Source organism: Chryseobacterium sp. S0630, from assembly GCF_024158915.1.
Lineage (GTDB): Bacteria > Bacteroidota > Bacteroidia > Flavobacteriales > Weeksellaceae > Chryseobacterium.
Window position 1 is genome coordinate 70,847 of the sequence record NZ_JAMZGF010000013.1, and the last position, 11,196, is coordinate 82,042.

Here is an 11,196-nt window from a genome sequence, read left to right on the forward strand (position 1 = left end):
ATAACAATCCAAATTAATTACGGAAAACCACAACCTTAATAGCATTAACTTTTATAAATTGGTTTGAAGTATAATGTTAAAGAGACTTCTATCGATACTAAAAATGTGATAGATAAGAACAGAAAATAATCTAATAACTCGAAATATCATTATGAGAATATCATCAGTTACAATAAGGGGCTATAAATCATATGGTTCTAAAGGAGTAACCATTCCTTTACAGGATAAGCTGGCCGGCTTTATTGGTTTAAACAGTGCCGGAAAGACTTCCGCATTAGAAGCACTTAGAAAGCTTTTTGGATCATCTTTGATGGAACGGGAAATATTCGCATCAGACTTTCACATAGGAAAAGATGAAATGCCTAAAGATATTACAGAAAGAGAACTTTCTATTGAAGTAAGAATTGATTTTCCACCAGATGGAGATGATTCAGTTCCTCATTTCTTTTCAGATATGGTAGTGGACGATACGGATGAAGATCCTTATTTACGGATACGACTTGAATCAAGCTGGAGAAAATCAGAATTGATACCGCAAGGAGAAATAGATGTAAAGACTTATTTCATCAACGTAGCACAAGGCGAGCCGGAAGAGGCAGACACAAAGAAAATTTTTCCAAGTCGTCTCAGAGGTCTTATTCAAATACATTATGTCCCTGCAATCCGAAAGCCAGGTGAACAACTAAAGTACGCCTCCGGTAGTATACTGCACCGGCTATTAAAAAAAATCAATTGGAAGGATGATTTCAAAGAAAAATTTGACACCAAAATAAGCGAGATAAATGATGCCTTCAAGGGATTATCAGAGTTTAATACTATTCAAACTTCCATTGCTTCCTTTTGGCAAAAATTTCACAAAGATGAACGTTATAGCGAAACAACACTAAGCTTTGGAGGAAGTGACCTTGACTCCATTCTAAAAAAACTGGAAATATCCTTTAGTCCTACAGGTACGCACAAACCATTTGGTATTGATGAATTGGGTGAAGGTTACCGTTCCCTATTTTATCTGACTCTGGTATGTTCGTTACTGGATGTAGAAGAAGCGTTGTCCAAAGAAAAAGATGAAGAAACGATCGGAACAACAAGACCATTACTTACTATTTTAGCTATTGAAGAACCGGAAAACCACATTGCCCCACAGTTGTTAGGAAGGGTAATTAAAATTCTTAAATCGATTTCAGAAAAAGAAAATTCACAGGTATTACTATCATCTCATACGCCTGCAATAATAAAACGGCTTAAACCCGAACAAATCCTTCATTTCAGAATCACAGATGTTTATGAGACAGAAGTGAATCAAATCAAGCTTCCGGAAAAGACGGACGAAGCATACAAATATGTAAAAGAAGCCGTTCGTAACTATCCTGAAATTTATTTTGCCCGATTGGTCGTTATTGGTGAAGGTGATAGCGAAGAAGTGATATTCAACAGATTGATGAACGTTATGGATGTAGACTTCGACGACAATATCATCACTTTTGCACCATTAGGCCATCGGTTTGTGAATCATATTTGGAGATTGTTGGATGCTTTACGTATTCCTTATATAACGCTTCTGGATTTAGATAGTGAAAGAGAAGGCGGCGGCTGGGGACGAGTAAAATATGCACTTCAACAACTTTTACAAATTGGAGTTAAGAAGGAGAAGTTATTAAGTATAGAAGGGGGTGCCATAATGACGATACAGAAACTTAAACAAATGCACACTTGGGATTTAGTGCATGCTAAAGCTTTACAAGGATGGATCAGACGACTAAAAAAGTATAATGTTTTTTATTCTGCCCCGCTCGATTTAGATTTTTTAATGCTTATGCATTACCCTGAATTTTATAAAAAGGCTATTCCAAAAGGAGGTGGCCCTCAAATCCCTGATAAAGATGAAAAACCAGAAGAATTTGAAGAAAAATTAACAGGGTCAATACAAGCCACATTGAAATCAAAAAAAGCAACTGGTTACACCTATTCCGAAGAAGAAAAAGAATTAATGATTTGGTATAACTATCATTTTTTAGGAAGAGGAAAACCAACAACACATATTCAAGTACTATCATCAATGAGTAATGAGGAAATTGAAGAATGCTTACCGCCTGTATTTACTGAAATTTTTGAACGTATAGCTTCTATTCTAAATACACATTAAGAATATGAAACGAATTAAACCAGAGTTATGGGTACCTGCTGATGATATGCAGCTTGAACCAAGTGCCCTTGAAATTGCCAAGACTTCTGAAAACCATTTGGTCGTTGCAGGCCCGGGAGCGGGAAAAACAGAGTTGCTGGCTCAAAAAGCCTGTTATCTTCTGCAAACCAACACTTGTCCATTTCCTCATAAAATCTTAGCTATCAGTTTCAAAAAAGATGCAGCGCATAATCTAAAAGAACGGGTCCGCCACAGATGTGGAGACGAACTTTCAAAAAGATTTGATTCATTAACTTTTGATTCATTTGCCAAGCAGCTATTAGACAGGTTCAAACAAGCATTACCTAATAAATATAAAATTGTCAATGAATACAAAGTTGAACCCAAAGAGCAAATTATTTTGAACTATTATCAATCAGAAGATATCGATTATTTCAACAGTACCGATAGGAAATGGCTACTATCATTGCATACTGTTCAGTTACCACATATCATTACTAATTCTGCAGAGGCTATCAGAGATCGGGCATGGAATAAAATACTACAATCAAGTCCTGCGCCATTATCTTTTCCCATGATAATGCGAATGGCTGAACTCATTGTCAATTCAAATCCTAAGATTAAACAATACTTGCAACAAACCTACAAGTATATTTTCCTTGATGAATTTCAGGATACAACAGATATGCAGTACGAGTTATTTAAAAGTTGCTTTCTGGGAAGTGACAGCTTTTTTACCGCAGTTGGCGACGACAAACAAAGAATTATGATATGGGCAGGGGCAAGAAAAACGGTGTTTGATGATTTCATTAAAGATACTGGAGCAGCTCGCGTTCCACTTACCATGAATTTTCGATGTGCGCCACGATTAGTCCATCTGTTAAACTATCTTACTGAACATTTGCTTGGTAAAAAAGATTTTGCCAACCCATCACCCAAATGGCACCTTGATCAAGGTGAGTGTTTTGTTTGGGCATTTGAAAATCCTCATGTAGAAATGGAAGTGCTCTTCCAAGACGTATCAAGGTGGGTGAAGGATGATGGCTTAGATCCAAGAGATATCTGCATTCTTGTGAAGCAAAACCTGTCCGCCTATGCAGGGCAATTAATTGACTACTTTAACGAAAATGGAATAAATGCTCGGGATGAAAGTAGATTTCAAGACATTCTTACGCAGGAAGTCTGCCTGTACATCATAAATATGCTTTATATAATTTTTGACAGGAAAAACTTTACAGCAAAGCAAGATGTCTTCGATTTCTTAAGTAACCTTCGAAGTGAAATGGAAGATGAGCAATTGCTAAAATTAGAAAATGATGTATTTCAATTTCTAAAAGAATTAAGAAAAGAATACGCAAACTCTTCTTTAACGGAGGATAGTATTAAAACATTGGTCACCACAATTATCACATTTGCAAACAAAGACCGAATAATCGCCTACTACCCTAACTACGGTAATCTACACGAACTGGACACTTATATAGAAATAGTACAAGATGAATTAATTAATAATTATCTTGTTTCAAATGATATTATTTCCTCATTGAACAATCTTGTCGGGAAAGATACAATTTCGGTAATGACAATTCACAAAAGCAAAGGTTTAGAATACCACACAGTCATATTCATCGGTCTTGAAGATGGTGCTTTTTGGTCATTTCAACGTCAACCTGATGAAGATAAATGCACATTTTTTGTAGCTCTTTCAAGGGCGAAAGAACGAGTTGTGTTTACATTTAGTGGTATTAGGGAAAATGGTCGTTTTGGTATGCAGCCCCAAACATATAAAAACATAAGAGTTCTTTTTGATGGACTACAAAATTCTGGGATAGTAAAGATGAAAAAAAGAAAACTTTTATAGAAGGTAATAACCCTGAAGATTTGATTCTTGTTCTATAAAATAAACTTAGTATTGCATTAAAAAAGAACGTTTAAATTAAACGCTCTTTTTTATTTTTTATATGGCCCTTGCGAAACTATGGAGAAGAGAGATAGTGTCTAGCGCTTCTTATACCGTAATTACGAAAAAAAATTTGGGTACATATGCCGTCGAGTTTCATATCATTCTAAAAATCCCTTTTATGAAATAGAATAGTCCAAGATTTTCGCTCTAATGAGGTTAGAGCGAAAAGAGGTTTATTACTCAAAAATTTCGCAAACTTGCGCAGCTTAATCTTATAAAGTCGTATTAAAGTGACGCATTTATTCTTTCTTGCTGAACATAATCACATCTTAATTTCAGCCATTCAAAATGTTTCTTTTTAAATTGTCACTGTTGAGGTAGAGTCCAAATATTCTTTATCAGTCATATTTTGTTTTATAATGTATATTAAAATTCAATCTATTTTTCAATTTTAAACAATGGATTTAACAAATTAGATTGACCTACTCCCCATTCATAATATTTCTGTTGATTTTCTGTGTACAAATTGTTTTCAAGAAGGAATCTTTTTCTTTCATTTAGATAATTTAATATTCGTTGTGATTTTTCAAAGTTTTCTGCATCCATTATCAATTTTTCAATCTCCCTTTTTTCATCTTCAATCTTTTTTTGTTTCTCTTTCTCCTGCTCTCTGATAGTCGCTTGTTTTCTCCAACTTTCTTTTAGCTCCAAATGATATTCATGTGAATACTTCGCATAAAGTTCAATATATGCCACAACACGAATTAATTTTTCTTCAATGGCAGAATACGGTGTATCTTTCCATTCTTTACGGTTCCATGTATCTTCATACATTTGGACACACAAGAATTCTGTCATCACAAAATCTCTTGAACTATACTTACTATCATCATTCGTTACATACTTTCCCACATTTCGAATACTTAAATAAATTTCTCGATCTAAAATTTTAATAATGTTTTGATCATTAATGTCAAAACCGAAATTATGCCCTCTGAATTCAATTAGTTTTACCAGAAAATCCACAATAAGCAGTGTTCTAGCTAAATACTTCTTATCTACTGCTATGGGTACAATTAATTTCTTCCTTGCTTTTTTTTCCCAATAGTTCTCGGCGGACTCATACCAATCCTTAGTATTTGATGTAATCTCGTGAGGGTTCGATAACCTTTTTAAAAACTTTATTGGAGCACCTTTATAATTTTCGATCTCCTTTATTCTGTCTTCAATTTCTTGTCTAGGTATGGTTTTAAACATAATAAATTCTAAGTTTATATTAACAATATTATAGTTTTGAAATCGTGAGTTATTTTATCCCATTTTAAACAATTACTCTTTCTATCATTTTCACATAAGTCTAGATTTTTTTATCTTTTCAGTATCTTCTGTACGACGGTTATTTGATCTTGTCTATAGGTATAATTATTGTTAAACCTCTAAATGCAAAATACCCCGTCCTATGTCCTTTCGAGATTTTTCAGATTAAATATATTAATAGTTTCTAAAACAGAAATCATTTCAACTCATTTGCAGTTACCGATTAAAGCTATTGCGAATCAGTTCGTGAACATCAGATAGTTTATAATACAGTTTTCCGCTAATTGTATAATAAGGAAGTTTTTTCATAGACCGATATCGCTGTAAGGATCTTGAACTAATTTTAAGCAATTGTAATACATCCTGATTGTCGAGTAGCTGCTCTCCATCGATGGCTGTCAATTCATTCTGCTTTGTATTTAATTTCTCGTGAAGAATATCAAATCGACTCATGATTTTCTCCATCCATCTTATAAATTCTGCTCTTTCAATATTCATTTTTAAACTATTTAAAGGTTACAAAAAGTGGCTTTACCAAAAGCTAACATTCTCCGGTTCTAAATATTGCTTTACAAAATTGACATAGTTCATCGTAAAAAAGTCACTACTTTATCGTAATACCGATAAAAAAATTAAATATTTTCACTGTCAATAAAATACTGGTTGAGATTATCCGTTAGTAATTGAAGAAATTTAGTCGTTCCACTTTTTCGGCTTCTGATTTCAAATATCGTTTTATGGTAATTACCTAGATCAATTTTGAACGTCTTTTCAGTAAACTTCATAATTTCACTCAGTTCGACATTACCTCCGTTGAAACAACGCATTTTATGCAGTCCGTAGATCAATTCAATTAAGGAAACCTTTGTTGCAGACCATACGATATTTTGATTTTCTAATTGATTAGCAGCAATACTATCGACAGTCTTTGATGTCATACGCTTATAAAACATTTCCAGTTTCTCGTATGCCAAAATTTGTGCTACCTGATGATCATGCGAAGTGGTAAACGACTCATCGTAATTATAAAATGTCTGCGGCATTTTCATTTTTATATCGAAAGAATTCCTTACAAAATACTTATGATCCATATAAGTAGCTTTCCTTCGACAGTAGCTGTAAAACTCTGCATTTTCCTCATAAAATGCATTGAGTTTTTCAATTTCATTTTCGTAATATTTTCGTAATATCTTTTGGCCTGCTATTGGGCGACATGTTTCCACGTTTAGTACAGTTGAATGATAGATATAAAGAGAAATAAACTGTGGTTTCATTTGTTTAAAGAAATAGATCTCCTCAGCAATATTTCTAAAATTATATTTTGAAATCAATATTTTGAGATGCCTTGTTACTTCATCGATTTCCATTAAACTCAGTTCTGAAATTGCAATAGTCTCTTGTTCCTCTAATTCAATTTCACTGAGTCTCTGTTTAAGTTTCTCAAGCATTTCTGCGATCTGTTTAAAGATATCAATTTGTTCCATGTCCCTTTTTTAAAGGAAATTACAAACTTTCATTCAAACAGTAAAAAATTACAATTTTAAAAATCAAATATCTGAATTTGCTATTATGCCTGACTTAACAGCCAATTAATAAATCGCTAATTATATAGTATAACCGATTTCTTCCTTTCTTTTCTTAATATAATCTTTAGGGCGTATTCCGTTTATCTCATAAAACAGGGCTGAAAAGTTCTGCCTTGCTGCAATTCCGCATTCTTCCGCTAAAGCCTCTATCGTATAATTTAAGTATTTCTTATTGGTATTCAAAAGATTAGTAATGTAATTGATTCTGAGTTCTGCCATGTAACGTGTAAAGCTCATCCCTTTATTTTCATTGATTAAAATAGATAAATAATGAGAGTTCGTTCCCAGTTTTGTTGCTACACTTTTCTGAGTTAACCCTTTCTTGGTAAAATTTAAAGTCTCTTCGAAGACCTTTAGCTTTTCAAGTAATTCTTCAGTTAATTCAAGTGATAAAGATGTCTTTCGTATGGGAATATCATGAAAAGTTTCTTTATCATTTCCTAGTTTACTGCTATTAAGTTTTTGTTGTAACGTTTCATACTGAATCTTGATCTTACGATCATGATAGAAGCGAATACAGAAAATAATGATAATCACTGCCGAAATTCCAATGAGAACAAGCGCATTATGTAATTTCCTCTTTGCCTTTCTCTCCAGACTCTCTTTTTCTTTTTTCAAAGATTTTACATCGTATTCTTCAGAGATTTTCGAAGCAATGTATGAAAAGTCTTTATTGATCATACGATCAGCTTTTAAGAGCTGATTGGTATAATACAACTGCTTCTGAACATTATCTGTTTTTGAAGCATCATTGATAAGATAACTATAGCAATCCGCTGCCTCTGGCAAAATAAACTGTTGTTTGCTAAATATGGAATCGATTTTGATGAAATTTCTCATTGATTTTTCAATTTCATTTTCTGCAAAGTACATCTTTCCAAGATGAAGGTAAATAATTGAGCAGGTGGCAAAGTCATTTCTTTTCACTATTCCGGGTAATGCATTTGTAAAGTTTCTTTTTGAATTTTTGTAATCTTTCTTATTAAAATAAACGAGTCCTTTACATTTTAGAAAATAGCTATTTTCCAGAAAGTAATCCTGCTTATTCGCTGTATTTTTAAGTCCGAGGTTAGCTAAGCTATCAACCTTATCAAATTGATCCAGATATTGATAGGCAACAGCCAATTGATGTAAACTGTTATAATAGCCTTTTTTATAATTATATACTTCATTTTGATGCAGTTTTTTTTCTAACGAGGATTGGTAAAAGTGTGTACAATCTAAAAAATGCTGCAATGCTTTTTCGTAGTACCCAAGGTGGCTTTTAACAATTCCTATGTGATAGATTACTTTGTATTTATGATATTCGTCTTTAGAATTTTCAGCAAATTGGTATGCTTTAAGATATTGATCTAAAGCAGGTTTATATTTTCTTAAATTAAAATAAAATAGAATTCCTTTACTAAGATAAGCCCTACTTATTTCAGCAGAATCATTCAAAGCAATGGCTGCCTGAATCGTACTGTCGGCATATTTAAATTTTTTATCCAGTGATATGCAATATTGACGGGCGTCACGGTATCCCTGAACAAGTTTTTCCTGGTTATTCTCCTTTTTAGCTTTATTAATGTACAATTTAACGAAAGGAAGCGCTCTCCGATCGTCATTTAACATTTTTTCATAATTCTTTCGAATATCGCCGTATGTTTCAGCACTGTTTTTTTGAGAATATACCCACAGTGAAAACAGCGAAAATACAAATAGGAAATATTTAAACTTTTTCATAGCTCTTTATATTAACCACACCTTTCAAAAATAGCCATTTTACAACGTAATAATTCCAATTTTATAGAATTACAGCAAAGAAATGACCTTTAATCGCAGAACTGTTTACAGTAGCCATATTACTGTAAATTCTATATGTCTCAATTTTAAAATTAAGACGTCTCAATTTTAAAATCATACCCCCGGTAAATGTTTTCCCATCCTTAATCCGACTAATTTTGGATCAACAATTCAATTGAATCCGGCCGGGATCAAGTCACAAAACGTAAGAAAATGAAAAAACTAATCACACTGATGAGCACTACATTTTGCTCATTGATTATACAGCAATGTACAGAACGTCATCTTGATTTTGAAGAGGTCGAAATAGAAACGGCGACATCAATTGTAAAAAAAGGCGACAGTAAAAACTCCGCCAAAGATTCTGCAGGTTCAGGATCAGAAATAGTCATTGTAAAAGATCCCCCTGTTCGTGACGGAGACGACTGGCGGCAAAGTTCAACTAAATAAAAAATGGTGATGAATCCTCACACTTCTTTATCGATTGCCACAGGGTCACCATGTCCGACCAGTGGCATTTGGGAGAGTGTGGGGAATTTTAAAACCACCGTCGCTCTCATGGAGGGTGCTGTAATGCCACCTTACTGTGGAAGAAAGGTTATCTGGAAATTACTGATAGCCTGTTAAACTAAATAAAACTAATATATGAAACAATTTATTGAACGGTTGTATACTGTGGTCTGTTTCTTTTTCATTCTTTTATTTTGCTATGCTGCCATCAGCAAGATCATTGACTTTGAAACGTTTAAGGTTCAGATTACCCAATCGCCTTTATTGAACATTATTTCAGATTTGGTATCGTACGGAATTTTAGCCGTTGAACTTGTGGTCTGTGGACTTCTTATTTTTGAGCGCTCAAGGCTTTTGGGTTTATACTCATCATTTGCGCTAATGGTCCTATTCACCATTTACATTTATATCATTTTACATTACAGTGAGTTTGTTCCCTGTTCATGTGGTGGTATTCTGGAAAAGATGGACTGGAATACCCATCTGTTGTTCAACATCATCTGTGTGATTATCGCAGGCACTGTGCTTATTTTAAAAATAAAGATTTCGGGCCACCACATTATGAGACCTGTGATCCTGCTATCTCTAATTTCAGTTGTATGTGGAATTTCACTGGTACTACTCTACCAGAGATCTGAATATATGCTGATTAAAGAAAACAACTTCACACGCCGATTGCTGAAACATCCTTTCGACTTGGAAAAAAAGTACAATCTTGAACTCGATTCCTACTATTTTGCAGGTTCCAGCGGAGATTCAATTTACCTGGGGAGCAGTAAAACACCGTTTGTATACTACTGCATTGATGCGAAACTCAACTATCTAAAACAGCATACCGTTATTCCGGATCACTTTAACTTTGAGTTCAAGAGTCCACGTATAAAAGTTAACCATCCGAATTTCTATTTTTTCGATGGAACAGTACCCGTTATTTATCAGGGGATTGTGGGAAAAGAAAAGATGCGTACCATCAGTTTTCATCAGAGCTATTTTTTGCAACTTCAACCAATGATAGAAGATCATTTCGCAATGATCGGTTATTCTAAAAAAGAAGATATTCAGTCTTTAGGGCTGTTATCAACAGGCTCCTACCCTTCATCACTGTTGAAACCAAATCTTTTGGAGAAAATCAATGACGGAATCTTTGATACCGATGGAAAATTGTTATTTGATGAGACTGCGGAGAAGTTGGTCTATGTCTACAATTACAGGAATCAATTTGTCGTTGCAGACCAGCAGCTTGAACACAGCCATACTTTTCAAACCATTGACAAGCTCCAGATCCCAAAGATTGAGGTGACCCAGCTGTCCGACGGAACTAAAAAAATGAAAAATCCGTCAACGACTGTTAATAGAAACGCATTTGTGTATAAGGGTGTTCTTTTTATCGAATCACCCCGTATGGGAAAATCCGAAGATAAAAAGCAATGGAAAAAATCTTTTAGTATTGATATGTATGCTATCAGTGAGCAAAAATACCTGGGTAGTTTTTATCTGCCAAAAACCTCTGAGTCGTCGATGACGGGACTGATGGTCAGTAACAATACCCTATTTACAATTATTGGAAATGAGTTGATCAGATATCGTTTAGCGCAAAACATTACTCAACATTTCATTCAGGGGAAGCCGAAAACCTGATCCAAGAGTAGGCACCAAAACAAATTTTACATCATGAAAAAAATGAGAAAAATCGCGCTGCCTCTAGCTATTTTCGCTTTAGGAATCGGAAGTGCGTACGCTTCCACAGCGTCAGACAAAACAGAAAGTGCAATTCAAAACGGATTCCGTTATGATCCAATGGCTCCGGTAGGAGAAGAATGTGTCGAAACCACTAATTCTTGCAGCACAGAATTTAACGATGAAATCTGTACTTATACAGACTCTTCGGGACAGCACAATCTCTTTGATCAAGGTTGTGTCAATGTATTGTTCAAAATACCTTAACCATCAAC

The 11,196-nt window shown here is 34.2% G+C and carries 9 protein-coding genes; 5 read left to right on the forward strand and 4 right to left on the reverse strand.

What is annotated here, in order from left to right; genetic code table 11:
• The first annotated feature begins 151 nt into the window (after positions 1 to 151).
• Positions 152 to 2,143 carry an ATP-dependent endonuclease gene (locus NK356_RS08435; RefSeq protein ID WP_253316705.1) on the forward strand — a complete coding sequence of 664 codons (1,992 nt, stop codon included), beginning with the start codon at positions 152 to 154 and terminating at the stop codon, positions 2,141 to 2,143.
• A gap of 4 nt (positions 2,144 to 2,147) precedes the next feature.
• Positions 2,148 to 4,004, forward strand: coding sequence for a UvrD-helicase domain-containing protein (locus tag NK356_RS08440; RefSeq protein WP_253316706.1), 1,857 nt, complete (start codon positions 2,148 to 2,150; stop codon positions 4,002 to 4,004).
• Between the two features lie 480 nt (positions 4,005 to 4,484).
• On the opposite strand, the gene NK356_RS08445 is transcribed toward NK356_RS08440, so the two are convergent.
• The 4 genes from NK356_RS08445 to NK356_RS08460 form a co-directional block, all read right to left on the reverse strand.
• A complete protein-coding gene (locus tag NK356_RS08445; RefSeq protein WP_253316707.1) occupies positions 4,485 to 5,303 on the reverse strand; it encodes a hypothetical protein in 819 nt (272 codons plus the stop codon).
• Between the two features lie 276 nt (positions 5,304 to 5,579).
• Entirely contained in the window at positions 5,580 to 5,861 is a 282-nt protein-coding gene (locus tag NK356_RS08450) for a helix-turn-helix domain-containing protein (protein WP_253316708.1), read from the reverse strand.
• A gap of 134 nt (positions 5,862 to 5,995) precedes the next feature.
• Positions 5,996 to 6,847, reverse strand: a complete 852-nt coding sequence (locus tag NK356_RS08455) for an RteC domain-containing protein (RefSeq protein WP_253316709.1) — start codon at positions 6,845 to 6,847, stop codon at positions 5,996 to 5,998.
• Positions 6,848 to 6,967: 120 nt separating this feature from the next.
• Positions 6,968 to 8,563, reverse strand: a complete 1,596-nt coding sequence (locus NK356_RS08460; RefSeq protein ID WP_253316710.1) for an AraC family transcriptional regulator — start codon at positions 8,561 to 8,563, stop codon at positions 6,968 to 6,970.
• Positions 8,564 to 8,947: 384 nt separating this feature from the next.
• On the opposite strand from NK356_RS08460, the gene NK356_RS08465 reads away from it, so the two are divergent.
• The 3 genes from NK356_RS08465 to NK356_RS08475 all read left to right on the forward strand — a co-directional run bounded on the left by NK356_RS08465 (position 8,948) and on the right by NK356_RS08475 (position 11,188).
• The gene (locus NK356_RS08465) at positions 8,948 to 9,184 is read left to right on the forward strand and encodes a hypothetical protein (protein WP_253316711.1); all 237 of its coding nucleotides are present in this window, start codon (positions 8,948 to 8,950) and stop codon (positions 9,182 to 9,184) included.
• 195 nt (positions 9,185 to 9,379) lie between these two features.
• Entirely contained in the window at positions 9,380 to 10,882 is a 1,503-nt protein-coding gene (locus tag NK356_RS08470; protein WP_253316712.1) for a MauE/DoxX family redox-associated membrane protein, read from the forward strand.
• 33 nt (positions 10,883 to 10,915) lie between these two features.
• Entirely contained in the window at positions 10,916 to 11,188 is a 273-nt protein-coding gene (locus NK356_RS08475) for a DUF6520 family protein (RefSeq protein WP_115928344.1), read from the forward strand.
• The last annotated feature ends 8 nt before the right edge of the window (positions 11,189 to 11,196 follow it).